The organism is Alitiscatomonas aceti, from assembly GCF_025567195.1.
Classification (GTDB): Bacteria; Bacillota; Clostridia; order Lachnospirales; family Lachnospiraceae; genus Alitiscatomonas; species Alitiscatomonas aceti.
In genome coordinates, this window is the sequence record NZ_JAOQJF010000009.1 from 1 (window position 1) to 24,347 (window position 24,347).

33 protein-coding genes are annotated in these 24,347 nt (G+C 53.0%); 31 read left to right on the top strand and 2 right to left on the bottom strand.

Translation table 11 applies throughout. The features are described 5' to 3' along the window. The first annotated feature begins 227 nt into the window (after window positions 1-227). The 31 genes from OCV69_RS06105 to OCV69_RS06255 all read left to right on the top strand — a co-directional run bounded on the left by OCV69_RS06105 (window position 228) and on the right by OCV69_RS06255 (window position 23,252). On the top strand, window positions 228-428 hold the full coding sequence (locus OCV69_RS06105; RefSeq protein WP_158356907.1) for a chemotaxis protein: 201 nt from the start codon (window positions 228-230) through the stop codon (window positions 426-428). Window positions 429-654: 226 nt separating this feature from the next. After that, a complete protein-coding gene (locus tag OCV69_RS06110; RefSeq protein WP_158356908.1) occupies window positions 655-1,191 on the top strand; it encodes a DNA-packaging protein in 537 nt (178 codons plus the stop codon). 15 nt (window positions 1,192-1,206) lie between these two features. Beyond that, window positions 1,207-3,060, top strand: coding sequence for a terminase gpA endonuclease subunit (locus tag OCV69_RS06115; RefSeq protein ID WP_158356909.1), 1,854 nt, complete (start codon window positions 1,207-1,209; stop codon window positions 3,058-3,060). 1 nt (window position 3,061) lies between these two features. Further along, a complete protein-coding gene (locus OCV69_RS06120) occupies window positions 3,062-3,292 on the top strand; it encodes a peptidylprolyl isomerase (protein ID WP_158356910.1) in 231 nt (76 codons plus the stop codon). A gap of 2 nt (window positions 3,293-3,294) precedes the next feature. Next, entirely contained in the window at window positions 3,295-4,830 is a 1,536-nt protein-coding gene (locus tag OCV69_RS06125; protein ID WP_158356911.1) for a phage portal protein, read from the top strand. Next, a complete protein-coding gene (locus OCV69_RS06130) occupies window positions 4,802-5,413 on the top strand; it encodes an HK97 family phage prohead protease (protein ID WP_262563022.1) in 612 nt (203 codons plus the stop codon). Before OCV69_RS06125 ends, OCV69_RS06130 begins: the two co-directional genes overlap by 29 nt. Before the next feature lie 70 nt (window positions 5,414-5,483). Beyond that, window positions 5,484-5,726: a hypothetical protein gene (locus OCV69_RS06135; protein ID WP_158356912.1), complete on the top strand. Its 243-nt coding sequence runs from the start codon at window positions 5,484-5,486 to the stop codon at window positions 5,724-5,726. A 44-nt stretch (window positions 5,727-5,770) separates the two neighbouring features. Continuing rightward, entirely contained in the window at window positions 5,771-7,303 is a 1,533-nt protein-coding gene (locus OCV69_RS06140; RefSeq protein WP_158356913.1) for a phage major capsid protein, read from the top strand. 17 nt (window positions 7,304-7,320) lie between these two features. Beyond that, the gene (locus OCV69_RS06145) at window positions 7,321-7,650 is read left to right on the top strand and encodes a DUF2190 family protein (RefSeq protein WP_158356914.1); all 330 of its coding nucleotides are present in this window, start codon (window positions 7,321-7,323) and stop codon (window positions 7,648-7,650) included. Window positions 7,651-7,652: 2 nt separating this feature from the next. Further along, a complete protein-coding gene (locus OCV69_RS06150; RefSeq protein ID WP_158356915.1) occupies window positions 7,653-7,985 on the top strand; it encodes a hypothetical protein in 333 nt (110 codons plus the stop codon). Next, window positions 7,982-8,635 (top strand): hypothetical protein, encoded by a 654-nt coding sequence (locus OCV69_RS06155; protein WP_158356916.1) that lies wholly within the window; start codon window positions 7,982-7,984, stop codon window positions 8,633-8,635. The genes OCV69_RS06150 and OCV69_RS06155 overlap by 4 nt, the downstream gene beginning before the upstream one ends. After that, a complete protein-coding gene (locus OCV69_RS06160) occupies window positions 8,632-9,102 on the top strand; it encodes a hypothetical protein (RefSeq protein WP_158356917.1) in 471 nt (156 codons plus the stop codon). Before OCV69_RS06155 ends, OCV69_RS06160 begins: the two co-directional genes overlap by 4 nt. After that, on the top strand, window positions 9,086-9,373 hold the full coding sequence (locus OCV69_RS06165; protein WP_158356918.1) for a hypothetical protein: 288 nt from the start codon (window positions 9,086-9,088) through the stop codon (window positions 9,371-9,373). Before OCV69_RS06160 ends, OCV69_RS06165 begins: the two co-directional genes overlap by 17 nt. A 10-nt stretch (window positions 9,374-9,383) precedes the next feature. Then, window positions 9,384-10,850 (top strand): phage tail sheath family protein, encoded by a 1,467-nt coding sequence (locus tag OCV69_RS06170; RefSeq protein ID WP_158356919.1) that lies wholly within the window; start codon window positions 9,384-9,386, stop codon window positions 10,848-10,850. Between the two features lie 2 nt (window positions 10,851-10,852). Beyond that, on the top strand, window positions 10,853-11,377 hold the full coding sequence (locus tag OCV69_RS06175; RefSeq protein ID WP_158356920.1) for a phage major tail tube protein: 525 nt from the start codon (window positions 10,853-10,855) through the stop codon (window positions 11,375-11,377). Between the two features lie 11 nt (window positions 11,378-11,388). Further along, entirely contained in the window at window positions 11,389-11,688 is a 300-nt protein-coding gene (locus OCV69_RS06180; protein ID WP_158356921.1) for a phage tail assembly protein, read from the top strand. A gap of 14 nt (window positions 11,689-11,702) precedes the next feature. After that, entirely contained in the window at window positions 11,703-11,861 is a 159-nt protein-coding gene (locus tag OCV69_RS06185) for a hypothetical protein (protein ID WP_262563023.1), read from the top strand. Between the two features lie 4 nt (window positions 11,862-11,865). After that, window positions 11,866-15,246 (top strand): phage tail tape measure protein, encoded by a 3,381-nt coding sequence (locus OCV69_RS06190; protein ID WP_158356922.1) that lies wholly within the window; start codon window positions 11,866-11,868, stop codon window positions 15,244-15,246. 6 nt (window positions 15,247-15,252) lie between these two features. After that, window positions 15,253-15,453, top strand: coding sequence for a tail protein X (locus OCV69_RS06195; protein ID WP_158356923.1), 201 nt, complete (start codon window positions 15,253-15,255; stop codon window positions 15,451-15,453). Between the two features lie 3 nt (window positions 15,454-15,456). Further along, on the top strand, window positions 15,457-16,461 hold the full coding sequence (locus OCV69_RS06200) for a phage late control D family protein (RefSeq protein ID WP_158356924.1): 1,005 nt from the start codon (window positions 15,457-15,459) through the stop codon (window positions 16,459-16,461). Next, complete coding sequence (locus tag OCV69_RS06205) at window positions 16,458-16,868, top strand: phage baseplate assembly protein V (protein WP_158356925.1); 411 nt, start codon at window positions 16,458-16,460, stop codon at window positions 16,866-16,868. The genes OCV69_RS06200 and OCV69_RS06205 overlap by 4 nt, the downstream gene beginning before the upstream one ends. Before the next feature lie 12 nt (window positions 16,869-16,880). Then, on the top strand, window positions 16,881-17,291 hold the full coding sequence (locus OCV69_RS06210) for a phage tail protein (protein WP_158356926.1): 411 nt from the start codon (window positions 16,881-16,883) through the stop codon (window positions 17,289-17,291). After that, window positions 17,288-17,635 carry a hypothetical protein gene (locus OCV69_RS06215; RefSeq protein ID WP_158356927.1) on the top strand — a complete coding sequence of 116 codons (348 nt, stop codon included), beginning with the start codon at window positions 17,288-17,290 and terminating at the stop codon, window positions 17,633-17,635. Before OCV69_RS06210 ends, OCV69_RS06215 begins: the two co-directional genes overlap by 4 nt. Beyond that, on the top strand, window positions 17,583-18,734 hold the full coding sequence (locus OCV69_RS06220) for a baseplate assembly protein (protein ID WP_158356928.1): 1,152 nt from the start codon (window positions 17,583-17,585) through the stop codon (window positions 18,732-18,734). The genes OCV69_RS06215 and OCV69_RS06220 overlap by 53 nt, the downstream gene beginning before the upstream one ends. After that, window positions 18,727-19,674: a phage tail protein gene (locus OCV69_RS06225; RefSeq protein ID WP_158356929.1), complete on the top strand. Its 948-nt coding sequence runs from the start codon at window positions 18,727-18,729 to the stop codon at window positions 19,672-19,674. The genes OCV69_RS06220 and OCV69_RS06225 overlap by 8 nt, the downstream gene beginning before the upstream one ends. A gap of 19 nt (window positions 19,675-19,693) precedes the next feature. After that, window positions 19,694-20,086, top strand: coding sequence for a phage tail protein (locus tag OCV69_RS06230; protein ID WP_158356930.1), 393 nt, complete (start codon window positions 19,694-19,696; stop codon window positions 20,084-20,086). 12 nt (window positions 20,087-20,098) lie between these two features. Next, on the top strand, window positions 20,099-20,509 hold the full coding sequence (locus tag OCV69_RS06235; RefSeq protein WP_158356931.1) for a hypothetical protein: 411 nt from the start codon (window positions 20,099-20,101) through the stop codon (window positions 20,507-20,509). 1 nt (window position 20,510) lies between these two features. Beyond that, the gene (locus OCV69_RS06240; protein WP_158356932.1) at window positions 20,511-21,863 is read left to right on the top strand and encodes a fibronectin type III domain-containing protein; all 1,353 of its coding nucleotides are present in this window, start codon (window positions 20,511-20,513) and stop codon (window positions 21,861-21,863) included. A gap of 46 nt (window positions 21,864-21,909) precedes the next feature. After that, the gene (locus OCV69_RS06245; RefSeq protein WP_262563024.1) at window positions 21,910-22,554 is read left to right on the top strand and encodes a carbohydrate-binding protein; all 645 of its coding nucleotides are present in this window, start codon (window positions 21,910-21,912) and stop codon (window positions 22,552-22,554) included. 5 nt (window positions 22,555-22,559) lie between these two features. Further along, on the top strand, window positions 22,560-22,895 hold the full coding sequence (locus tag OCV69_RS06250) for a hypothetical protein (RefSeq protein WP_158356934.1): 336 nt from the start codon (window positions 22,560-22,562) through the stop codon (window positions 22,893-22,895). Window positions 22,896-22,913: 18 nt separating this feature from the next. Further along, on the top strand, window positions 22,914-23,252 hold the full coding sequence (locus OCV69_RS06255) for a hypothetical protein (RefSeq protein ID WP_158356935.1): 339 nt from the start codon (window positions 22,914-22,916) through the stop codon (window positions 23,250-23,252). 439 nt (window positions 23,253-23,691) lie between these two features. On the opposite strand, the gene OCV69_RS06260 is transcribed toward OCV69_RS06255, so the two are convergent. Continuing rightward, a complete protein-coding gene (locus OCV69_RS06260) occupies window positions 23,692-24,093 on the bottom strand; it encodes a type II toxin-antitoxin system HicB family antitoxin (protein WP_158356936.1) in 402 nt (133 codons plus the stop codon). 28 nt (window positions 24,094-24,121) lie between these two features. Next, entirely contained in the window at window positions 24,122-24,310 is a 189-nt protein-coding gene (locus OCV69_RS06265; protein ID WP_158356937.1) for a type II toxin-antitoxin system HicA family toxin, read from the bottom strand. Window positions 24,311-24,347 lie beyond the last annotated feature (37 nt).

Here is a 24,347-nt window from a genome sequence, read left to right on the forward strand (position 1 = left end):
CTCACTGAAAAAGAAATCAACAATCTTTTTCAGAACTGTATCCTCCTGGACTCCTGAGTACTATGTTTTGAGAGAAACGACGGAAGTCAGGTAACATACTCATCTGTAAAAAACAATATGAAGGATCTGATAAGACTTGCACTGATTTTTCTTGCCGCGATTTATCTTGGAAAAGCGGTATACTGTTCATTACGGCTTCTCGGGGAAGTCTGGAAGGAGCGTAGATCATGCCAGTAGGAAATCCAAAACCACAGACAATAGCGTCTGAAAGGTACCAGAAAAAAGCGGGGTACATTTCAAAGGCCTTTAAACTCAAACGCGAGGTGGCAGAATCCTTTGCTGAGGCCTGTGAGAAGGCCGGAGTAAGCCAGGCCGGACAGATTACAAAGATGATGAAAGAATTTGTTGAGGAAGTAAACCAGAATTAATAAGGCTCTTTGGGCACCTGTCACAGCGGACAGGTGCTTTTTATATGGCTGCTGACAGAAAAACAGGCAGAAAAAGGGAATTTATCGGCTTCGGGAAGGCGTAAGGTACTACCAGACCCCCGGCCCCCGTGCGGGGCGTGGAAGGCCCGGCATTTTTGGCTTTCCGGAACATTTTTTCAGGGCACTTCCTTCCTCTTTCTGGGGGCCGGACAGGAGGCGTAGAAAGATGATTGTTAATCAGAAGCAGCTGGCGGAATGCCTGGGCATCAGCTCCAGGAGAGTGCGCCAGTTAAGGGAAGAAGGGCTGTTTAAGCTGACCCAGGAAGGGAAAGGATACAACCTGGAAAAAAGCATCCAGGAATACATTGAGTACAAAGTAAATGCGGAAACGGGACGCCGGGCATCTATATCGAAAGAGGAGGTGCAGGCAGAGCATGAGGAAGTCAAGAAGCAGATCTCTCTTCTGAAGCTCCGACGGCTTCGACGGGAACTTCATGAGGCGTCCGATGTGGAAGCGTTTTTGACAGATATGCTGCTCCGGTTTAAGAACCGGCTTTTGTCGGTGCCTTCCAGGCTGGCCATGCAGATTGCCGGGGAATCTGATATCAACGAAATCATACAGATCATTAAAAAGGAACTGGGAGCGGTGCTGGAAGAACTTTCAGAGTATGATCCGGATGAAATTGACGGCGGCTCGGCCGGAGGGGACTATGATCCGGAGGAGGATGATCTGGAAGGGGAGGAGGGAGAGGACAGCGAATAAAGGAGGGGTGCCAGGGTGACGCAGAGAAGCAGGAACAGAAAGAAAACGGGACAGCTTTTCCGCCGGACCATAAAGAAGGCCCTGGCTATCCAGGACGAGATCACAGTCAGCCAGTGGGCGGAACGTTACCGGGTATTGGATGAGAGCAGCAATCTGTCCGGGAAATGGTCCAATGCGGTCACACCGTATCTGGTGGGAATCATGGATGCATTCAATGATCCCAGGATCCGGGAAATTTATCTGTGCAAAGGTTCCCAGCTGGGAGGAACAGAGGCTCTTATCAATATGCTAGGGTATATTATCTGTGAGGAGCCGGGACCGGCACTGATCGTATATCCGTCCGATGACCTGGCAAAGGATGTTTCCAATGATAAGCTGAAACCGGCGTTCCGCCTGGTTCCGGAGATCCGGAAACAGTTCAGCGAAACAAGATCGAAAGAGCTGCGGCTTAAATTTAAGTCCATGAACATTAATATTACCGGAGCCGGGTCGCCTTCAAAATTGGCATCCAGGGCAATCCGGTATCTTTTTTTTGATGAGATCGACAAAATGGGCGGGGCCAGCAAAAAGGAGGCATCTCCTTACAGCCTGGCCATGGAACGAATCAAAACGTTTAAGACCCAGAGTAAGGTGTATGCCTGTTCAACACCCACCTTAAAGACCAATTATATCTGGCAGCTTCATGACAGCGCTGATGAGGTTCGGGAGTATTTTGTTCCATGTCCGCACTGTGAGGCCATGATCCGGCTGGAGTTTAAACATATTCTTTACGACAAGGATCCGGAAAAGGACATGTCTCCTTATGAACGGGCACAGACATCCTCCTATGTGTGCCCGGAATGCGGCTGCGAGATCCTGGACAGGGATAAGCCGCGGATGCTGCGGAAGGGGGAATGGAGGGCTGTCAAAAAACGGGGAGTCGGGAACCCGAAAACCGTGGGTTTTCGGCTCAACTCTTTGTACAGCGTATTTGTAACATGGGCGGATGTAGCGGAAGAGTTTCTGAAATCGAAAGATGATCCGGAAATGCTCCAGAACTTTGCCAACAGCTGGCTGGCCGAACCCTGGGAAGATACGAAACTGAAGACAACCGAAGATCTTGTGAAAGAACGGCAGACGGAGTATGAGGAATCTGAGGTGCCGGACTGGGCTGTGGAACTGACCGGTGGCATCGACGTCCAGGAAACCAGTGTATACTGGGTGATCCGAGCCTGGGGCGAACACTGGACCAGCCAGCTGGTTGCCAGAGGACAGGCCGTGAACCTGTGGGAGGTGGACGGGATCATGAATCTGAATTATCAGAAACGGGATGGGACGCAGATGGCTCCCAGCCTGGTCCTGGTAGACTCCGGAGACCAGACGGATATGGTGTATGACTTCTGTGTGGATACTGCCGAGTATACGTTGCCCAGTAAGGGCGCGAGTAAAAAGCTGGAGACTGATTATAAGATCAGCACCATCAATAAGGCCGGTTCCAGGGCTACGGGGCATCCGCTTGTCATGGTGGATACTTCCAAATATAAGGACCGTATCGCGGCCCGTATGGCCAGGAAAAACGGAAATGGTGCCTGGATGGTATTCCGGGGAATTGACGATGAGTATGCTGCCCAGGTCACTGCAGAACACAAGATCAATGAACGTCAGGCAAATGGAAAGATTGTCCAGAAGTGGGTTCCCAAAGGCAGCCATAAGGATAACCATTACCTGGACGCGGAGGTATATGCTATGGCGGCTGCGGATATCCGCGGGGCGAGGACCTGGCATCTGGACAAATATGAGCCGTCGGAGGCTCCTAAAAAATCCCGGTCTGGCTCTGAGGCGAAGGAAGAGCAGTGGATCCGGGAAAATGAACTGGAGGGATGGATATAAGATGGAAGAACAGAATGGTACAGCAAGAGAGCAGTTAGAAAATATCAATGAGGCAATTTACAACATCCTGGCGGGTGGTCAGAGCTATAAGATCGGATCCAGGTCTCTGACCAGGGCAGATCTGGCCACGCTGATCGCAGAGAGGAACCGGCTGGAGTCCCAGCTGGATGGCGGCGGCTCTTTACTTGCGGGAGCATATGCCGCAGATTTCGGTCCGGATAACAGGAGGTAGCCATGAATATCATTGACAGTATTGCCGGATACATAAGTCCACGGTGGGGTGCTCTGCGTGCTGAATGGCGGAATACGCTGGAGGCATACAGAGGAAATTATGACGCCGGGGCGGATGGAAGGCTCCAGAGCCAGTGGAATATCCAGAACCTGTCTGGGGAAATGACGGACCGGTATGACCGGGACCGGGTCCGGGCCAGGGCGCGGGACCTGGAAAGAAATTCAGATACCATGAATTCGGTCGTCCGGGCATTCCGCCGCAATGTGATTGGGAGCGGCATCCACATACGGGTGACAACCGGGGATGCGGATATCAACGAAACACTGGAGAAAATGTGGAAAAAGTGGTGCAAACGGTTTAACTGTGATGTGACTGGCCAGCAGTCCTTCACCCAAATCGTCCGGATGTGTATCCAGAGAAAGATCGTGGATGGCGGGATCCTGGTCGTGAAGCGGTATACGAACCAGGGAATCCTTCCTCTTCAGCTCCAGATTTTAGAGGTGGATGAGCTGGATATTTCCCAGCTTGCGCCAAAGAGGAAAGGGAACCGGGTTGTAGGCGGAATTGAATATAACCGGTGGAACCGGCCGGAGGGGTACTGGATCCGGCAGTATTCCATTGACGGATACACCCAGACAGAGCCGGTTTACATCGAGGCTAAGGATGTGGTTTTTTATTTTTCCAAGAAGCGGCCATCCCAGATCCGGGAGATTTCGGATCTCAGCCCGTCCCTTACCAGGATCAAGGATATGAACGAGTTCATGCATGCGGTGACACTGAAGGAAAAGATCGCAGCCTGTCTGGCAGTCTTTATCAAACGGATTGCTTCGATTGGAGGGCCAGGTCGCGGGTCACATAAGGCGGGGCCGGATGCGACGTATGCGGGAAAACGGGTGGTCCCAGGAATGATCATGGAGCTGAATGCCGGAGACGAGGCGCAGATGCTGAACCCGGCCGGGCAGGGGACAGACGCCACATCATTTATAAAGACATTGCAGCGGATGGTATCATCCTCCAATGGCCTGTCTTATGAATCCACATCCCGGGATATGTCTGAAACAAATTATGCGTCAGCAAGGCAGTCTATGATTGAAGATGATCTGACGTATGGAGAGGAAAGAGAGATTTTGGTTGAAAATTTTCTGGATGAGATCTATGAGTCGTTTGTGATCTCCTGCTGGCTGAAGGGTGTGATTCAGGCGGCAGATTTCTGGGAAAACCTGGAACGGTATCTGTCCCATGAATGGGTGGTGATCCCCAGACGATGGATCGACCCATATAAGGAGGCCAGCGCCAACAGCGTGGCATTAAAGACTGGGCAGAAAACATTCCAGCAGTCCTGTACGGAGAATGGCCGGGACTGGAAACAGGTAATTGATGAAATGGCAGACGCCAGGGATTACGCCAATGACCGGGGAATCGACCTTATGGCCATGATCTCCGGCCGGGATCCCGGCAGCAGTGAAATGGAGGAGAGTTATGGGCAGAGTGCAGATCAGGGAAAGGCCTATGCGGAAGAATCCGAAGGGAGAGAATGATTTTTTTCCGGTCCGGTTTATGGATGCGGGAATCCGTTCCATGGAGGGCGAGGGAAATAAAAGAAGGTTTGAATTGTCCTTTTCTTCTGAGGAACCGTATGGCCGGTGGTTCGGGTCCGAGATCCTGGACCATACGGAGGGGTGCATGGATCTGGAACGGTTAAACTCCATCGGAGTCCTTTTATTTAACCATGACACAGACCGGGTACTGGGAAAGGTGGAAAAGGCCTGGAATCAGGAGAACCGGGGAATGGCCGTGGTGGAGTTTGACGATGATGAAGCTGCGGAAACGATCCGGAAGAAGGTGGCCGGGGGAACCTTAAAGGGAGTTTCAGTCCGGTACAGCGTGGATACCTGGGAGGAGGTCATGGCGGGAAAGAAATCCTCTGACGGACGGTTTATGGGCCCCTGTTACATTGCTAAAAAATGGACACCGCTGGAGATCAGCATCGTATCCGTACCGGCGGATCCGACGGTCGGTGTGGGGAGGGATTTTGCAGGTGAGAACGGAGCCACAGGCTCTGGGCTGGACGTTTTTGAACGGATGGTTCGGGTGAACGAGAACCGGATAAAGAAAAGATAGTAACCAGAGCGTCCTTCATACGGGGGCGTTCTTTTTATACTCAAAATCAGACGGAAGGGAGGGGAAGAACATGAATAATATGGAACAGGCCATGAGGAAAGCCGTTGCGGCGCTTACGGGTAAAAAGGAACCGGAGGTTCCGGCAGGATCCATGGAACAGATCTGTGAATTTCTCGCAGAGCACTACAAAGCGCCATCGGGTCCGGCGTTTACCCAGGTCCAGGCCCCGGCAACAGCCGCCGGTGAGACGCCGACGAAAGCCGAGTATGACGCCCTGGTGCAGAAGCTGAAGGACGCGGGAATCTTTAAATAATGATAAAAACAGATGCCGGAGAACATCCGGGGAAGGAGAATGGAATGACAGTACAGGAAATGATTGCAAGACAGAGACAGATCACTGACCAGGCGCGGAGTGAGGGCCGGGATCTGACGGAAGCGGAAAAGGCGGAGTTTGACAGACTCCAGGGACAGATCGATGCCGGAGACGGAAACCGTGGCTCGGCCACAGGCGGACAGGAACCTCCGGCATCTGCTCCCGGGAAAGAGGATCCGGATGCGGCGGGACAGAGGGCGGCTCTGGCGGAGCGTGCGCGGATCAGCGAGATCCAGGGACTCTGCCGGAAATTCGGAGTGGACCCGGACCCGTTTGTTTCCAGGGGAGACAGTATTGACCAGGTCCGGGCGGCTGTACTGGACCAGCTGGAAAGAAATGGATCGCCTGTTTCAGTCCGTGTTACTGCGGATGCAGGGGACAAGAAACGGGCTGCCATGGTGGACGGGATCCTTTTAAGGAATAATATTCCTGTGGAAACGCCTGCAGAAGGCGCCAGGGAGTTCCGCGGTACGTCCTTAAGGATGATCGCAGCCAGCTGTCTGGCGGAGGAGGATAGTGAAAACAGCAGAAATTATTATATGATGGGGGCCAACGAGCTGTTTGAAGAGACCATGAGAAGGTCATTTTACAATCCGTCTTCTGCTTTTCCGGCCATCATGGACCAGACCATCCGGAAGGCCTATGTGGAGGGCCATAAGACAGCGCCCGTAACCTTTGACCAGTTTACCTCCAGGGGTACGCTTACAGATTTTAAGAAGGCGGATAATTATTATATCCAGGGCAGCTTCGGGGAATTTCTGGAGGTACCGGAAAACGGGGAATTAAAGCATACGCTTCCGACGGACGAAAAGCTGCCCCAGAGACAGCTTAAGACCTATGGTCGTCAGTTCACCATGTCCCGTCAGGCGTTTATCAACGACGACATGGGAGTTGTCACCACACTTCCGGCCAGGGCAGCAAGGGCATCCAGGACCACGATCAACAACCAGGTATATAAGGTCCTTACCGGCAGCCAGAAGATTTATGACGGAAAGCCGCTGTTTACGGCGGAGCATAAAAATATCCTGGCACAGGGAACTGAGATCAGCCAGGAGGCAGTCCAGTCGATGATCCTGGCGCTGGGCGGCCATAAAAAGAAAATGGATGGCGTGGACCAGGCCGTCATTATCCGGCCAGCTGTAATGGTGGTTCCTCTGGGGTATAAATTCCAGATGTATACGCTGTTCCATTCCACGACCATCAGCGCATCCGGAACGGTAAATCCTCTTTACCAGTATAAGGATATGATCCAGGTTGTGGAGGACGCCACCTTAAACGCTCTGATCCCTTCCGGCCCGATCCCGTGGTACCTGGTTGGCGATGCCAATGATACCGATTTTATCCAGGTGGACTACTTAAACGGCCAGGATATTCCCAATATCCGCCGGATGGAGGCCCCGGGACAGCTGGGTTTCGTGTGGGATGTGTATCTGGACTGGGGCATTACAGTGCTGGATTACCGTGGGGCTGTGAAGAATCCGGGCGTGGAAATTAAAAGCCCCATTGCACTGGCGTAAGGAAAGGAGAAAAGATTATGGCAAAAACTGCGGCATACTGGCAGAAAGGCGACAGCCTGGATTATACGAACAAAACGGACCAGACGATCCCGGCCGGGACCGTGCTGGTATTCGGGAAACGGATGGGAGTGGCCGGGACAGAGATCCCGGCCGGGGAGACTGGTTCCATCCATGTAACAGGAGTGTTTGAGATCCCGAAAAAGAGCGGGGTCGCCCTGGTGATGGGGGATCCGGTGACATTTACGGATGAAAATGGTATTGATAAGGCATCTTCAGATCCTATGGGGTATGCGGTCAGAGACGCGGCGGCGCAGGATGCGGCTGTGCTCGTCAAGCTTCCGGGGTGATCATGAAGGGGTTTAAGGATATCGTGAGGGCAGATGCATCAAGAATCTTTTTAAATCCGGAGGAGTTCGGGGAGACGCATATCATCAACGGGAAGGAGTATAAGATCGTCCTGGATGACAATGAAGAGGTGGAACGGCGGATCACAAAGGGAGCTTTTGCATACCGGGAGGGAAATTACCGGGTGCAGAAGCTCTTTTATGTGGCGGCGGAGGCGTTTGGACGGCTTCCGCCGGTGGGCCGGAATCTTTCCCTGGATGGAAAGGATTATATCATTACAGACGCGGCGGATGAATCCGGGATCTATTCTATCAGTCTGGAGGCGGTGCGGTCGTGATTGCGGTTTCAGTGGATGAGGGATCCTTAAGGGAAGTGGAGGCGGCTCTTCTGGCGGCGGGACAGAACCCGAAGGCAGAAATGAAGCGGGTTTTAAACCAGGTTGCCGGTGAAACAGAAAAGAAACTGTACCAGAAGGTCATGGAGACGTATACGGTGAAGCGGCGGGCATTTCCCAAAGATATCCTGAAGTTAAAAAAGGCGGCCCAGTCGAATCTTAAGGCTGTGATCCTGGTACAGAGCGGGCCGCCGGCATTAAGACGGGGATTTAAGGTAAAGAAAAACGGAAAGAAGAAAGCAGCCCAGGCTGTGGTAAAGAAAAACGGGGATATGAAGGAGCTGGTGGTGGATGGACGGAAGGCCTTTGTGACCACCATGCACAACTCCGGAGAAGGAGCGGAGGATCATGTGGCTGTTTTCCAGCGGATCGGGAAGGGGAGGATCATGAAGCAGCCGGGAAGCCATTCCAGGGCATCCGGGAAGCGGCTGGAGAAGCTCCGGAAAAATGATCACAGAGCGGCCATTAAGGAGCTGTTCGGTCCCAGCGCATCCAAGATGTCAGAGGTGATGTTCCTGGAGATGTACGGGGATGTGGGAAGGGTGCTTTTAAACGAGATGCAGAAGGCCATAAGCCAGGGAGGTAAGAAATGACAGTCAACGCGCTCCATGAAGCGATCATAGAACGGCTGGAGGAGGAGCTGAACCGGATGGCCTGCTTTGCGGATAAAAGGATCCGGGGCTATTCCCATGATATCCCGATCCTGGATTACCGGGAGGATGAGGAGGACGCGGTTTTCCCGTACTTTAAGGTCCGGACCACGGATGTGGATATTAAAGAGGAGGACAGCCGGACAGAGACGTATATCCTGGTGGGGATCCGGGAGAGTGACCGGAGCATGGCCGGATATTTTGTTCTTTTTTCTGTTCTGGAGAAAATTGCGATGTCATTACGGCAGAACTGCATTGCGGGTCCGTTCTGGTGTGAGCGGGAAATGAAACTGGTGATTGAAGAGGATGAGGATTTTTCTTATCCATATTTTTTCGGATGTCTGAAAACAAACTGGAATATTCCGGAAATTGCCGAGGAGGAGGTGACTGAATTTGCGAACAAAGGGTGATGGAGGAAAGGCAGAGCGTACCGGCGGATCCAGTACGGCCAGGGGAATCGTTATGTACCTGGGGACGTCTGTCCACGGGATCATCCAGTCCGGAACGTCCTATAAGAACGGGCTGCCGCCAAAGGCAGCGGCCCTGGCGGCGCTGCATCCGGTTTTCCTGGAATTGTTTGTGCCGGTGGACGGACTGGCCAGGGCCAGGAAAGAACTGGCGGAGCCGGGGAGCCGGTTGCGCGGGGTTTATGAAGAGGCAGTAAAAATTCTTGAAAGATAGGAGAGTGCACATGTATAAGCATGGAATTGAGGTAACAGAGCTGGCGACCAGATATGAGGATCCATTGGCGACCCGGTTCGGCGTCCAGGTAGTAGTCGGGACGGCTCCGGTGTTTAAGGTAGATGATCCGGACAGTGCTGTGAACCGCGCAGTCCGGGTTTCTTCTATGGACGAGGCGGAAAAGTATCTGGGATACAGCGACGAATGGGAAAAATTTTCTTTGTGTGCCAGCATGAAGGCCAGCTTTGGTCTGACCAACGTATATCCGGTGATCTTTATTAACGTGCTGGATCCGGCAAAACATAAGAAGACCAATGACTTAAAGGAGTATCCGGTGACAGACCACCAGATCACCCTGGAACCGTCCTATGTTTTAAAAGGCAGTGTGGCCATTAAGAAAAAGGATTCGCCGGAGACGGTGTATGAGGCAGATAAGGACTATATTTTAAAGTATGACGACCAGGACAGGTTAAAGGCGGTGTTCCTTTCTTCTGGAACAGCCTATGAAGAAACAAACGTTACAGTAGAATGCGATAGTCTGGATCCGGAGGCTGTGACAGAGGAAGATATCATCGGCGCATACGACGAGGATGCCGGAAAGGAGAGCGGCCTGGAGGTGATCCGGACGATCTATCCGCTTTATGGCATTGTGGGGGCGCTTCTTCTGGCTCCAGGCTGGAGCACCAGGGCAAATGTGGCGGCTGCGCTCCAGGAGAAATGCCGCAGCGTCAACGGCGTGTTCCGGTGTGAGTGTGTTCTGGACCTGGATACAAAAAAGGCGAAAAAGTACACCGAATGCAAGGCGCTGAAGGACAAGGACGGATATACCGGGGAAAGCGCCATTGTTCTCTGGCCTGCGGTCCGTGTGGATGGAAAGGTAATGCCGTATTCGGCTGTATATGCGGCAATGGCCAGCTATATTACGGCCACCAACGGAGATGTTCCGTATCTGTATCCGTCCAATAAGCTGTTAAATATAGAGGCAGCGGTCCTGGATGACGGAAAAATGACAGAGGTGACCCTGGACCAGATCCAGGCGGCTTACTTAAACGGTGATGGGATCGTGACCGTGATCCATGATTCCGGTCTGAAGAGCTGGGGAAATAACTGTGCCTGTTATCCGGAGGTCACGGATATGAAGGAGCGGTGGATCGCCTGCCGCCGTATGTTCACCTATGTGGCCAATTATTTCATCCTCAATTACCTGTCTGAGCTGGACGAGCCGATGAACAAAAACAAGATCGATGATATCGTCAACAGCTTTAACATCTGGGGCAACAGTCTGGTATCCAGGGGGATGTGCGCCGGTCTGCGGGCAGAATACAGAGCCCAGGACAACACATCCAACGATCTGTTAAACGGAAAGCTGAAGGTCCGTTTCTTCATTGCCCCGTTTACGCCGCTGGAGTATATTGAGGCAGCAACGGAGTTTGATGTGAAGACGTTACAGGCATCGATTCTGGGAGAGGAGGCATAAGGATGAGCAAGGGATATATGCCCAGTGTGATCAACCGGTTTAATATTTATCTGCGCAAAAACAGATTATTCGGCCATACTGGAGAGGTGGAGCTTCCGGCGGTGAAGTTTTTGACGGAGACCCTGGAAGGGGCCGGTGTGGGAGGAACTATGGATATTGCCGTGACCGGTCTTACTGAAAACATGGAGATTTCCATTCCGTTTACCTGTATCAGCCAGGATATGGCCAGGATGCTGGATCCGACAGAGCCTCTGGATCTTACCCTGCGCGGTGCAGTACAGGCCATGGACCAGGGTTCCGGAAGAATGACATTCCAGGACCTGAAGGTGGTGATCCGGGGATTTACAAAGGAGTATACGCCGGGGACCTTAAAGGCCGGAGCCAAAATGTCCGGCAGCATCGCAGCCAATATGACTTATTATAAGATTGAGTATGACGGAGATACATTCCTGGAGATCGACAAGCTGAACGATGTATGCATCATCAACGGGAATGACGTTCTGGCGGAAGTCCGGGATATGTGTTAGGAGGAGGAAGCATGAGCAGAAAAGAAATTCTGAAGCTGAAATTAAGCGAGCCGGTCCGGTATGACGGGAAGGAGATCACAGAGCTGGATCTTTCCGGCTATGAGATGCTGACATTAAAGGATCTGACGGAGATCTACGCGGCGTATGAGGCCTTCGGCGGAGGCAGTGTGATCATGCAGGAGTCAGATCTCCGGTTTGCCCAGTGTGCGGCCGCCCGTGTGGCCGGACTTCCGGTGGAGGCCCTGGACCAGCTCCGGGCCAGGGATGCCGTACGTTTAAAGAACATGACCTACCGTTTTTTCTACATGTAGGCATCCGGGGGGCATTGGATGTCCGGGAGGCCAGAAAGACCTGTATTTATGTGGCAAGGTTCACAAATACAGGTCTTGATTTTTATTACGGCCTGCCGCTTGGGGAGCTGAACCGGTTTACCGGGGATGCGGTGGAAGTGATGAAGGAGATCCGGCGGGCAGGAAAGGGGTGAAAGTATGGCGTCTAAAAAGGGACAGTACCAGCTGGGGATCGAGATCTCTGGAAAGACGAACCGGTCTTTAAAGGGAGCGGTGGACAGCGCCCAGGGGGATGTGGAACGGCTCAGACGGAAGATGTATGCGTCCGGCCGGGATATGGAACGGGCATTCTCAAAGATCGATACCAGAGGCCTTAAGGCGTTAGACAGGGCGGCAGATCTGACTTTCAGCGGAATGGTGAAATCGGCGAAGGCTGCAGCTGCGGGAATCAGCGCAGCTGTGGCAGTATCCTTTGGATATGGCGGTTCGTTTGAAAAACAGATGAGTACCGTGCAGGCGATTTCCCAGGCCTCCCGGTCAGAAATGGACATGTTAAACGCGGCGGCCCAGGAAATGGGCCGAACGACGCAGTTTTCCGCCACTGAGGCCGGACAGGCAGAGGAGTACATGGCCATGGCTGGCTGGAAGGCAAAGGAAATGGTCGCTGGCCTTCCAGGGATCATGAACCTGGCGGCTGCATCCGGCGAGGATCTGGCATCCACTTCGGATATTGTGACCGACGCCCTGACAGCCTTCGGGCTGGCCGCACAGGATTCCGCCATGTTTTCAGACGTCCTGGCCCAGGCCAGCAGCAGTTCCAATACCAATGTGGCCCTGATGGGTGAAACCTTCAAGTATGTGGCTCCGGCAGCCGGAGCCATGGGATACAGCATCCAGGACATGGCCGTCAGCATCGGACTTATGGCCAATGCGGGGATCAAGGGATCCCAGTCCGGTACTGCTCTCCGGAGTACCATCACAAGGCTTGCAAAGCCCACGGCGGAATCCGGAGCAGCCATGGAAGACCTGGGAATCGAGATCACCAACGCAGACGGCTCCATGAAGTCCTGGGCTGAGGTTGTGGACCAGATGCGCACCGGGATGCAGAAATTAACGGCAGACCAGAAGGCCAGCTATGCGGCCATGCTGGGCGGCCAGGAGGCTATGTCCGGTCTTCTGGCAATCGTGAATGCCAGCGATGCGGACTACCAGAAGCTGACGGAGGCGATCAATAATTCTTCCGGAGCGGCACAGAGGATGGCAGAGATCCGGATCGATAATCTTGCTGGGGATGTGACGTTATTAAAGAGCGCTGCCGAGGGCGCCGGGATCGCCATGTACGAGGGGCTGGTGGATCCGGCCAGGGAGGCAGTCCAGGGTCTCACGGAAGGGGTCAATGCCTTTACAGAGAGCCAGTTCCTGGAGGACCTGGTACGGATGGCCCCCACGGCCCGCAGAGAGCTGAAGGATTTCGGCGAGAGCGCTGCAGGGGCCTTTAAGCCTCTGGTGGAGGCGGGGAAGTGGATGGCAGACCATCCCCAGGTGATCACCGGGACCCTGGCCGGGATCACTTCTTCCATGGCAGCGTTTAAGGCAGTAAAGGCCGCCAGTGCGCTGCCGAAGCTTCTGATGTCTGTGTCCGGTGTGCTGGGCGCATGGCCGGTGGCAGCCGCCGGACTTGCCGTGGGCGGGATCGTGGGGATCGCCGCCGCAGTGAAGACGGCAGACCAGCGTCTGAAGAAGCAGAACCTGGCAGACCATTTCGGGGACATCAGCCTGTCCATAAAGGACCTCCGGCAGATATCCCAGGAGATGGTAAAAACGAAGTCCCTGGAAAAGATGGGGGAGGCCATGAAGGCCTTTGACGGGGTGGATACCTTAAAGAAATCCTTACAGGACAACGTGGATACCCTGGAAAAGATGAACTGGAAGGTGTCTGTGGGACTGGAGCTTTCTGAGGATGACCGGCAGAGCTATCTGGATAATGTGGAGTCTTTTATTAACGGCTCAAGGGAACAGGTGCTGGAGATTCAGTATGCCATGCAGTTAAACCTGGAGGGGCTTGCGGGTGAGGATGAGACCGGGACAGCCTTAAAGGAGCAGTTTTCGAGGTTTTATACGGATCAGTATGAGGAGCTGACCAGGCTGGGAGACGAGCTGGGCCAGGTGGTCGGGGACGCCTTCGAGGACGGGATGCTGGACATCGATGAGGCGAGGGCGATCCAGGAACTGCAGCAGAAAATGAGCCGGATCACCAGCGCGCTGGCAGTCAGTGAGTTTGATGCCAATATGCAGGTGATTACAGAGGGCTATGCCGGAAACCTGGATGCGGAGTCTTTCCAGAATCTCCAGGCGGAGATGATGGATCAGGTGGAGGTGTCGGAGAAAAAGCTGAAGGAATCCCTGACCTATGGCTATGCCGGGCTGAATGCCCAGTTGAATTCCGGGAGCATCAGCCAGGATGAATATGATCTTCAGCATGAGTATCTGTCTGGCCAGTACCAGACCCAGCTGGCGGAGGTGCAGGCAAAGGCAGTCAGCTACCAGGTGGAGACCATCAAAAGGCATTATGCCGAGGAGCTGGCAGCTGCGGGGCCGGAACTGGAGCAGAGGACTGGAGAGCTGTTAAATGAAACACTGGCAGCAATCCAGAATGGTGCATCGCCAGAGACAGAATGGGGAACATACGCCCTCCGGATGCAGGATGTATGGCAGTATTCCGGAATCGATCCAACAACGCTGTCTGCGCTGAAGGAACTTTATGAACCTCTGTATGAAAGTGTAAATCAGCTGAATGAATTGAAAAACACCCTGGCGGAAAGCGGCATGGAAATCCCGGCGGCTCTGACTGAGGCCATATCAGAAAGTGCGGATCTGGGGCTGATCGCCGGGAATGTGGATGCGATCATGGAGGTGACAGCGGATCATGTGGCAGCCAGCCCGGAGGCGGCAGAGATCGTAAGGGTCAGCGCAGAACAGGGCGGAAAGGTTCCGGAGGCGGTGGCGAGGGGGATCCAGGATCCGGAAAACCAGGCGAAGATTACGGATGCTGTAAAGCAGATGGAAGACTATACCAACCGGATGATCCGCGGAATGAACATTGATGGAAAGATAAATGTGGATCTGGGTGCATCCGGAAGCCGGCCTGCGGCTGCATCCCTGGAGCGGACAGTACTGAATGCCAGAGCCATTGCCCATCATGCCCGCGGTGGACTGATCGAGCAGCCGACTCTGTCGTACTTTGCAGAGGAGGGGCCGGAGATGGCTATTCCCATCGAGGATACAGATCATGCCCGGGGGCTGTGGGCCCAGGCCGGGAAGCTTCTGGGAGTGTACCAGGAAAGCCAGGGGAACAGCTATAGGAATTACTACCGGGAGATTACGGCTGGACCAGCGGCCGCTCTGGAAACGGGGTCCCAGGGCATTGCCGGAGGGCTGATGGCCGCATTCGCACCGGTCCAGAATTTTTATGGAGATGTAAAGAAGGAAGATGTGGAGGCAGCCAACCGGAGCAGCTATGAGGAGTTTCTGGAACATATCGACCGATTCCTGTTTGAGAGAAGGCGGGTGGCATTTTAAGAGCTTATGGAAAAATACAGAACTATCCAGGGAGATACCTGGGACAGGATCGCCAGGAGATTTTACGGGGATGAGCGGTATCTGGACCTTCTGATGGAAGGAAACCCGGAGTGCCTGGAATATCTCATATTCCCGGCCGGAGTGGAGCTTCTGGTTCCGGAGAAGCCAGGATCAGGGTCCATGGATCTGCCGCCCTGGAGGAGGTAAGTAATGGAAATGAGGCCCAGAAAATTCGGGATCCGCCTTACCTATAACGGGGCGGATGCAGCAGACGAGATCACAGCGGACCTTCTGGATTTTTCGTACTCAGACGCCCTGGAAGAATCCGATTCGGCTTCCATTACACTAAAAGACGACCGGGGGAGATGGGCCGGTGCCTGGACTCCCAGGACCGGAGACCGCATTGATCCTGTGATCTGTCTGGAAAATTGGGGAAAAGACCGGATCCCGGAATTAAATTGTGGAGAACTGCTCCTGGATACGTTCTCCCTGTCCGGATATCCAGGGAAGCTCCAGCTGGAGGCAGTCTCTGCACCGGCGGATACAGCTTTTACAGAGACGAAGCGGTCACAGACCTGGGAATCGGTGACGATCTGCCAGGTAGCGGGGGAGATCGCTTCCCGGTATGGTCTGGAATGTGTGTATGATGCCGATGAGATCACTATAAAACGGATGGAGCAGAATAAGAGGCCGGACAGTGAATTTTTAAAGGAGCTGTGCAGCCGGTACGGACTGATCTTAAAGATCTATAACCGGCGTCTGATCGTGTTTTCTTATGAAAATTATGAAAAAAGGGAGCCGTCAGGAATCATCACGCCGCAGACTCCGGGGCTTTCATGGACGTATAAAAGTACGGTTCACGGGACCTATACCGGAGCTAGGATCAGCTATACGCCCCCTAAAAAAAGAAAAACCGTGGAGATTACCGTGGGGAGCGAAGAGCGGCTGTACTACTCCAACGAAAAGGCGGAGAGTGAGGCGGATGCAGAACGGCTGGGACTGGCGGCCATGCGGATGGCCAACCGGAAGGGAACGGTCATGACGGTACGGATGATGCCGGATCTTAAATATGTTTCGGGCAGTGTGCTGATGGTTTCCGGATTCGGAAAACCGGATGGAAAATACCTGGTCAATAAGGCAACCCATTCCATGAGCAGCAGCCAGTATATGATGAATCTGACGCTTTTTAAGATCCAGGAAGGAGAAAATGCATGAACGATGATACTGTAAGGGTCGGGCTTGTTTCCAGTGTGAACCAGGATACGGGAATGGTACGGGTCACGTATCCGGACCGGGACCGGGAGGTGACGCCGGAGCTGCCGTTTTTTAAGATGGGGAACGAGTATCAGATGCCGGAGGTCAACGACATGGTCCTTGTCCTTCATCTCAGCAATGACAGTTCCATGGGAATTGTGATGGGGGGCTTCTGGAATGATGAGGAGCTTCCTGTTTCCGGAACGGATGTGTTCCGGAAGGGATTTTCCAGGGATGGAAGATCCTTTCTCAGGTTAGCTGCCGGGACTCTTTTACTGGAGTCTCCGGATCTGGCATTTGGCTGCGCAGCCGGACAGATTTCCGTGGCAGAGATCCTGGAAATGAAACGGAAGGTAGATGCGCTGTAAAGGAGTGGTGGAATGGCTGTTATAGGAATGCTGGGAGGAATCCTTTTCCAGGTCAGCGACAGGCAGGTGCTGAATTTTTCAAAGCTCCAGCGGAGCGTGTCCGGGAAATGGTCCCAGTATGACGTACTGGGGAGAAAGGCGGTGTCTGTATTTCTGGGGCCGGAGCTCCAGGAAGTGACATTAAATGTAACTCTGAATGCGGCTCTGGGCGTGAAACCCCGGCAGCTCCTGGAGCTGATGGCCCGTATGGTGGAATCGGGGACTCCGGCTGTTCTTCTTATAGGTCCCAGAAGGATCGGACAGAACCAGTGGGTGCTTACAAAGAGCAGCGAGGCCTGGAACCGGGTATATGCACATGGGGAACTTGTCCAGGCGGAAACATCACTGACTCTTAAGGAGTACGTGGCGGAGGTTATCACATGAATTATGAAATTTTATTCCAGGGAGATCTCCAGGAGGATGAGAGGCTCCAGAGGGATTTCCGGGTCCTTCTGGCCACCAGGGCCGGCAGCCAGCCTGTGGACAGGGATCTTGGAATTGACTGGTCGTGTCTGGATGGGCCGCCGGAGGCTGCCGAGGTCATGTTCCGGATGGAGGTGGAGATAAAAACAGAAAAGTATCTTCCGGAGCTGGAGATCGACAGGATCGATTTCATCCGGGAGCCGGGAGGAGTGAAGCCCCGGATTTTCTGTCACAGAAAGGAGGGGACGGACCGTGGACGGAATCAGAACGGAGCTGGAGAGTTATCCAGAAGTCAGCTTTATTGACCATCTGGGTTTTTCTGACTTTCTGGCATCGGTGATACAGGATTACCAGAACGCATACAGGGAAGAAACCGGAAAAGATGCTGTGCTGGGAAAAGCGGATCCCATGCGGATGCTTTTGTATACCTGTGCAATGATGATCTATCAGGGATATCAATATGTGGACTATAGTGGGAAGATGGGGCTTTTAAAGTACAGTACAGGAGAATATCTGGACCAGCTGGCAAGCCTTAAAAGAATCCGGAGACTGGAGCCGCAGCCAGCGTCCACGACGTTCCGGTTTACGCTCTCAAAGGCCCAGAAAGAGGTGATCGGTATTCCAAAGGGGACCCGGGCCAGGGCGGGCGACCTGTTCTTTGCCACGACCCTGTACGCGGAGATACCGGTGGGAGAGGAGACTGTGGACGTTCCGGCGGTGTGCTTAAGCACCGGCACTGCTGGGAACGGATATCTTCCCGGCGAGATCAATGTGCTGGTGGATCCGGTCAATTATGTGGACCGGATCGAAAATCTGACGGAAACAGCCGGAGGAACAGACCGGGAGGACGATGATGCCCTGGCGGAGCGTGTATACCTGGCACCCCAGGGATATTCGGTGGCGGGACCGGAAGGTGCGTACAGATTCTGGGTCAGATCTTACAGCCAGCTGGTACAGGACTGTTTTGTCACGTCAGAATCACCAGGAGAGGTGGACATATATGTCCTTCTGGAGGACGGGGAGCTGCCTGGAGAGGATTTTATTTCCGGTCTTCAGGACTTTCTGGATGATGAGACAAGGCGGCCCCTGACGGATCATGTGGTGGTAAAGGCACCGCAGACGGTGGAATACACCATTGAAGGCACATACTACATCAGCCGGGACCGGCAGGAGATGGCGGCAGTGATCCAGAAACAGGTGGAGGCGGCGCGGGATGAATTTATCCGCTGGCAGAAAAGCGCCATCGCCAGGGATATCAATCCCTCCAGGCTGATCTATGGACTGGTTGCCGCAGGAGCTAAGTGGGTGGATCTGAAATCCCCGGGATTCCAGAAGATGGAAGGGGCCAGCGTTGCGGTCGCATCCGGGGTGAATCTGGCATACGGAGGGGTGCAGGATGAGTGATATATGGAGCACGTTTCCATGGGATCTGATCCCGGACAGTCTGAAGGCAGAAGAAACCAGAGCCTTCAGTACTGCTATGGGAAATGCATTTCACAGAATGCTTCCGTATACAGGCAGGGTTTCCGGACATGCATCCATAGATATGCTTCCGGATGAGATCCTGGATCTGCTTGCGGTGGAATTAAAGACCCAGTATTACAGGGAAGATCTTCCGCAGGATACAAAAAGGGAGCTGATCCGGCAGACTATTCCATGGTATATGCAGGCAGGGACCCCGTCCGTGATCCGGGAGTATCTTGGTACTGTGTTTGATGGAGGGAAAACGGAGGAGTGGTTTTCCTACGGCGGTAAGCCGTATTATTTCCGGGCCTATGTGTATGCAGAAAGCCATGAGATCCCTCTGGGCTATGGGGAGGAGGTAAAGCAGCAGATCCTGGCTTATAAAAACGTCCGGTCATGGCTGGAGTATTTTGCCTGGGTTATCCAGTCCTGGTATCAGGTCTGCGTCTGTTATCAGAATGCAGTAACGCTGCAGATGACCTTCTGGCCCAGGCAGAACCTGGAGGTGCTGTATCTGGACAGGACATGGGATCTGGATGGGAGCCGGAAGCTGAACGGATACCGGGCAGACCATTTCGTGGACCTGTACCCGGTCCACGGGACCGTTCTGGTTCAGATTCCAGAGCCGGTCCGATATGGCCAGACCGTTTGTTTTGAGGGAATGGCCATCGGGACTGTCCGGGCCGGGGCGGAAACGGTGGTATTGCTTGAATCCCGGATCCCGGAACCAGTGGAGCTGAAGACATGTGCCAGGATCCAGGGAAAGGCCGTACAGGAAATATCCGTGGGGAAGCTGGAGGTTATGACGGTCAATATACTGGACGGGACCTGGAAGTTAGATGGAAGCCGGAAGCTGAATGGCGGAAGAACGGTTTTGTGATGAAGGAAGGAGATAACATATGGCAGATTCAAAGGGAATTATTACGGTTATTGGAAGGAAGAAACTGTGTAAGGCACATGCCGGGGATATTACCCTGCCTCCGATCACACAGATCGCATGGGGAGACGGGGGCGTTACGGAGGATGGAGTACCAAAGGCAACGACAGGAAACGAAATATCGTTATATAACGAGCTGTTAAAAAAGAATATTTCCGGCCATATGTATCCGGTTGAGGATGAGACGACATGCCGGTACAGCGGGATCCTGGACAAGGGAGAACTTACAGGTAAAGAAATTTCTGAGATGGGGCTTTACGATTCAGATGGAGATCTGATCGCTTACCGCACTTTTCTTAGAAAAGGGAAGGATGAGGATATCCCGCTGATTTTCGATATGGACGAGGTTTTTTAAGGAGGCGTGCATGTGGCAAATTGTGAGAGAAAGGATCCTCCGGTATTTACGGAGGAGGTTCAAAAATGGGATAGGGAAACGGTCGCAGATGGAGACGCCATGGGACTGGTGATCGAGCAGCTGTTTAATAATACTGTGTTTAACCGGAGGACAGCAGAAAAGGCAGCCGGGAGTTTGATAACCGGTATTACGATTCCGGCCTCCGGCTGGAAGGATCTGACCTATACCATCGAAAATGCGGCGATCCAGGCCGACAGCATTGTGCATATCGGGTATGCGTTCGATTCGGTCCCGGCGGCCCAGAAGGCCAATATACGGGGGAGGACGGAAGCTGGAAAGCTGATATTGGTGGCAAAAAAAGTCCCTGCAGGGGACCTGGCCGTGGATGAGATCCTGATCCAGAATCTGAAAGGAGGCGTGTAGTATGGCGGTATATACCAATGCAGGAGGAGGCGGCGGAGCGTCATCGGACGAGCTGACTGCCGCCAGAGGAGATGTATTAAAAGGGAAGACAGCGGTTACAAGCGACAGCAGCGATGAGCCTGTGGAGGGAACGCTGGAGCTGATCGGGGATGCGGCGGATTCCCATGTTCTGACCGGGAAAACCTATTACAATAAGGACCCGAAAACGAGACGGACCGGGACTATGCCGAACCGCGGGGCTGTGGCCCAGGAGCTGGCAGCAGGCGGGAGCTATACAGTTCCGGAGGGGTACCATAACGGCGGGGGAAAGGTAACGGCAAAGAGCCTGGCATCGCAGACGGGAGGAGCTACGGCAGCAGACGGGGATGTCCTGTCCGGCAAGACATACTGGAAGGACGGCGCGAAACGCACCGGAACGATGGCCAACCAGGGAGCGAAAACGGCTTCCTTAAACGCTGGAGGGAGTTATACGATACCAGCCGGGTACCATAACGGCGGGGGGAAGGTGACAGCCAACAGCCTGGCGTCGCAGACCTCTGCCAATGCGGCAGCGGGGCATATCCTGTCTGGGAAAACTGCGTGGGTCAATGGTAGTAAGCTGACAGGTACTCTCGCTGTACAATCTGCGATTTCTTTTAGTGCAGCCGCTCTCTCCGCAACTTCGGTCCGGATCAGCTGGAAGAATCCGGCCAGGGGGCCGTGGCAGGGAGTATTTATCCAGATGAGTACATCCGGAAATCCGGGGACGGGCGGCGGAACGAGAAAATACACAGGAGCTGGCAATAATCCGAACCAGGCCGGAGGGAGCAACTATGTGGATATAGGCGGACTTAATATGGGAACCACCTATTACTTTACATGTACGTCGTACTGTGACGCTTTGGGGTGGGGATCCAGCTATAATGTAGCGGCTACAACAAAGGGAAAGATATTATATGATAATGGCTATAATCCATATGGTATGTACGATAGTTATGAGATTGCTACTTTCTATCCAACTTATGTAGAAAATCCTGGTATGCCTGGATCCGGATCTGATTCGATATATAAGTTTAAAACCCCAGTAATTGATTCCGGATATTCAAAAATGTGGTTTGATTTATATATTTTATATGCAAAATCCAATTACCCATTTCTGAATGCTAGTTATACATACAAACGTGAAGAAGACAGATATCCTAAGCAAGTTTCATTTCGCGATACGAACAAGGCCGTTGTAGGAAATAAGAGGATTGCTATACAAATGGCAGGATCTGGAGTCGCTATCCAGGATATACGGTTTGGCTGGACGGGATACGATCAGTACGCTCTCAATGGCAATGGTATCAGAATATATAAAATATGGCTGGAATAGAAAATGGTCGATAAAGCAATCCATTGAAAAAAGAAAGGAGACTGGAATGAAAGCATTAATTATTTACGACGCAACAGGACGAATCTGGAATGTCACCTATGGCGAGGACATCCTCCCTACCGGATTATCGGGGATGGTCGCGGATGTCCCGGAAGGTCGCAGCGTATATGGGATTGATTTTTCCGGGAGCATCCCGAAGGCAAGATACGAGGAACTGCCGAAAACGGAGGTGGAACAGATATCTGGAAAGATTGATGCGCTTTCAGAGAGCATAAATCATCTGGTGACAGGCAGTGTGATGCCCATGACTGTGGCGTGCTCTTTCATCGCAGAAACCTTCACGGATGATCAGGCGGTACAGGTTCCTGGTCTGTACCCGGAATGGGATGGGAATGGTACGGCCTATAAGACCGGTACAAGGCTCCGGTATACCGGTGTTCTTTACAAGGTGTTACAGGACCACACATCCCAGGATGACTGGACACCGGATGCATCCCCCGCGCTGTTTGCGGAGATTTTAATTCCGGATCCCGGGGTGATCCCGGAGTGGAAGCAGCCGGAAAGCACCAATGGATATGCCAAAGGCGACCGCGTTGCCCATGGAGGAAAGACCTGGGAATCCCTTGTTGACAATAATGTCTGGGAGCCCGGAATATCCGGGACAGAAGCTCTCTGGAAAGAATGGAGGTGATACCAATGGATGAGGCTGTAAAAGCGGAGCTTGCCAGGCTCCGGGACGAGGACAACCGGCAGAACCACCGGATCGATGATCTGGAGCAGTCCGTAAAGGCGATCCAGGACCTTACGATCTCCGTCCATGCCCTGGCCCAGGACATGCGGCAGATGTTATCAGAGCTTAAGGACCAGGGAACACGGCTGGAGCGGTTTGACGGCCGCCTGGAAGCCCTGGAGCAGCAGCCGGCGAGGAGATGGCAGCGGATGTCGGACAAGGTCCTGGACACGGCTGTGGGGCTCCTGGCCGGTGCTGTGATCACAGGGCTTGCAATGTTAGCTGTGCAGTATATCAGATAGTGAAAGGGGAAAAACAGAATGGATTTTAGCGGAATCATGCAGTACATATCGTATCTTTTGGTGGCCATCGGCGTGATGGCCTTTGTGGTGTCTGTGGTCACCCAGGTGGTCAAATCCTGGCCGGGCCTGGATAAGCTCCCCACGTCGGTAGTGGTGATCGTGCTGTCCCTGGTGCTGTGCCCGGTGACCTTTGTGGCGCTGATGGCGTGGATGGACCGGGAGATCACCTGGTATATGGTCTTTGCGTGTATGATCGGGGCCTTTATCGTGGCCCTGGTGGCTATGGATGGATGGGAACGGCTCAAAGAGATCTGGGACCGGACCGGCTACCAGAAAAGGCCCATGGACAAGTCCTAAGGAGGTGATCCGGTATCTCCCGGCCGGCGGGGTTAAGCCGGATGTTTATTGCGACGTCGCAACAGGGAAAAAATACGAAAACGGTAGAAACCTGTCGGAAGATATGGTAGGATAAAGATGCTGTCGAACCTCCAGCAGAAAGGAGGTGACACCCTATGGAGTACATAATAACTTTCCTTATCTCTGTATTGGCAAGCGTAATTGGCTACTACGTTTGTAAATGGCTGGACAGAGATAAATAGACAGCAACAGCCTAAACGGAGTGGTTCACCGTAATGAACAAGAAAACCCCAGAGGGTGCCACCTCTGGGGTTTTCGTTTTGCCCTATGGACAATAATAGCTTTCCTTAGCTACACTCATCATATGCTATTTTAAGCGAAAAGTCAATACCCCAGAGGTGGTTACCCCTGGGGTTTTCGTATGCTGTATGCAAATATTCTACTGAGCCTGTATTTTGGCCAAAAGCGCCTCCTGAAGGACCTGGGAAAAATTAAGATCTTTGGCCATAGCCTCTTCATTTAGCCATTCCGGAATCGACAAAGTTTTTTTGACAGCCTTTGAATTATGTTTTTTCCGATATGCTTCCAGGTCAAAACATAACACAACCAGACTGGAATTCTCATCATCCAGTTCGATCTGTCCAGGAAGAGAGGGGACGGGAAGTGCTTCGTGGTCTGTAAGGCGATCTGTGATTGTTAAGCCAAGAGCTTCGTTTGCCATTTCGTAGGCTTCTTCCATGGAATCGCCCTGGGTCAGGCATTCTGGAAAATCCGGAAAGGAAACCCAGAAACCGCCCTCCTCGGCGGTATGGAAGACTGCCGGGTAAAAATATTGTTTCATAAAGGGAGCCTCCTTTGGGGCGGCGGGACTATTTCAGCCCCGCCTGTTTAAGAATTGTTTGTTCCAGGCCCTTTTTAAGATCCCTGGAGTGATAAGGAACGATAACTGTTTTATTGGTTTGGATGTTTTTCAGTTTTATATGCGACCCATTTTGACTGACAACTTCAAACCCGTTTTTCTTTAGGAGTTTTATCATCTCCTGCGGTGTCATTGGCATCCTGTTTATCTCCTTTCCTTATCTACATACATTATAG

Bases quoted from the DNA above. Each gene is read 5' to 3' on its own strand.
- OCV69_RS06125 (WP_158356911.1), top strand. From the start codon at position 3,295: ATGAATATCATTGACAGTATTGCCGGATACATAAGTCCACGGTGGGGT.
- OCV69_RS06215 (WP_158356927.1), top strand. From the start codon at position 17,288: ATGAATTATGAAATTTTATTCCAGGGAGATCTCCAGGAGGATGAGAGG.
- OCV69_RS06180 (WP_158356921.1), top strand. From the start codon at position 11,389: ATGAGCAGAAAAGAAATTCTGAAGCTGAAATTAAGCGAGCCGGTCCGG.
- OCV69_RS06140 (WP_158356913.1), top strand. From the start codon at position 5,771: ATGACAGTACAGGAAATGATTGCAAGACAGAGACAGATCACTGACCAG.
- OCV69_RS06200 (WP_158356924.1), top strand. From the start codon at position 15,457: ATGGAAATGAGGCCCAGAAAATTCGGGATCCGCCTTACCTATAACGGG.
- OCV69_RS06130 (WP_262563022.1), top strand. From the start codon at position 4,802: ATGCGGAAGAATCCGAAGGGAGAGAATGATTTTTTTCCGGTCCGGTTT.
- OCV69_RS06175 (WP_158356920.1), top strand. From the start codon at position 10,853: ATGAGCAAGGGATATATGCCCAGTGTGATCAACCGGTTTAATATTTAT.
- OCV69_RS06225 (WP_158356929.1), top strand. From the start codon at position 18,727: ATGAGTGATATATGGAGCACGTTTCCATGGGATCTGATCCCGGACAGT.
- OCV69_RS06190 (WP_158356922.1), top strand. From the start codon at position 11,866: ATGGCGTCTAAAAAGGGACAGTACCAGCTGGGGATCGAGATCTCTGGA.
- OCV69_RS06205 (WP_158356925.1), top strand. From the start codon at position 16,458: ATGAACGATGATACTGTAAGGGTCGGGCTTGTTTCCAGTGTGAACCAG.
- OCV69_RS06135 (WP_158356912.1), top strand. From the start codon at position 5,484: ATGAATAATATGGAACAGGCCATGAGGAAAGCCGTTGCGGCGCTTACG.
- OCV69_RS06230 (WP_158356930.1), top strand. From the start codon at position 19,694: ATGGCAGATTCAAAGGGAATTATTACGGTTATTGGAAGGAAGAAACTG.
- OCV69_RS06110 (WP_158356908.1), top strand. From the start codon at position 655: ATGATTGTTAATCAGAAGCAGCTGGCGGAATGCCTGGGCATCAGCTCC.
- OCV69_RS06245 (WP_262563024.1), top strand. From the start codon at position 21,910: ATGAAAGCATTAATTATTTACGACGCAACAGGACGAATCTGGAATGTC.
- OCV69_RS06260 (WP_158356936.1), bottom strand. From the start codon at position 24,093: ATGAAACAATATTTTTACCCGGCAGTCTTCCATACCGCCGAGGAGGGC.
- OCV69_RS06120 (WP_158356910.1), top strand. From the start codon at position 3,062: ATGGAAGAACAGAATGGTACAGCAAGAGAGCAGTTAGAAAATATCAAT.
- OCV69_RS06195 (WP_158356923.1), top strand. From the start codon at position 15,253: ATGGAAAAATACAGAACTATCCAGGGAGATACCTGGGACAGGATCGCC.
- OCV69_RS06240 (WP_158356932.1), top strand. From the start codon at position 20,511: ATGGCGGTATATACCAATGCAGGAGGAGGCGGCGGAGCGTCATCGGAC.
- OCV69_RS06150 (WP_158356915.1), top strand. From the start codon at position 7,653: ATGAAGGGGTTTAAGGATATCGTGAGGGCAGATGCATCAAGAATCTTT.
- OCV69_RS06145 (WP_158356914.1), top strand. From the start codon at position 7,321: ATGGCAAAAACTGCGGCATACTGGCAGAAAGGCGACAGCCTGGATTAT.
- OCV69_RS06160 (WP_158356917.1), top strand. From the start codon at position 8,632: ATGACAGTCAACGCGCTCCATGAAGCGATCATAGAACGGCTGGAGGAG.
- OCV69_RS06210 (WP_158356926.1), top strand. From the start codon at position 16,881: ATGGCTGTTATAGGAATGCTGGGAGGAATCCTTTTCCAGGTCAGCGAC.
- OCV69_RS06250 (WP_158356934.1), top strand. From the start codon at position 22,560: ATGGATGAGGCTGTAAAAGCGGAGCTTGCCAGGCTCCGGGACGAGGAC.
- OCV69_RS06170 (WP_158356919.1), top strand. From the start codon at position 9,384: ATGTATAAGCATGGAATTGAGGTAACAGAGCTGGCGACCAGATATGAG.
- OCV69_RS06265 (WP_158356937.1), bottom strand. From the start codon at position 24,310: ATGCCAATGACACCGCAGGAGATGATAAAACTCCTAAAGAAAAACGGG.
- OCV69_RS06255 (WP_158356935.1), top strand. From the start codon at position 22,914: ATGGATTTTAGCGGAATCATGCAGTACATATCGTATCTTTTGGTGGCC.
- OCV69_RS06105 (WP_158356907.1), top strand. From the start codon at position 228: ATGCCAGTAGGAAATCCAAAACCACAGACAATAGCGTCTGAAAGGTAC.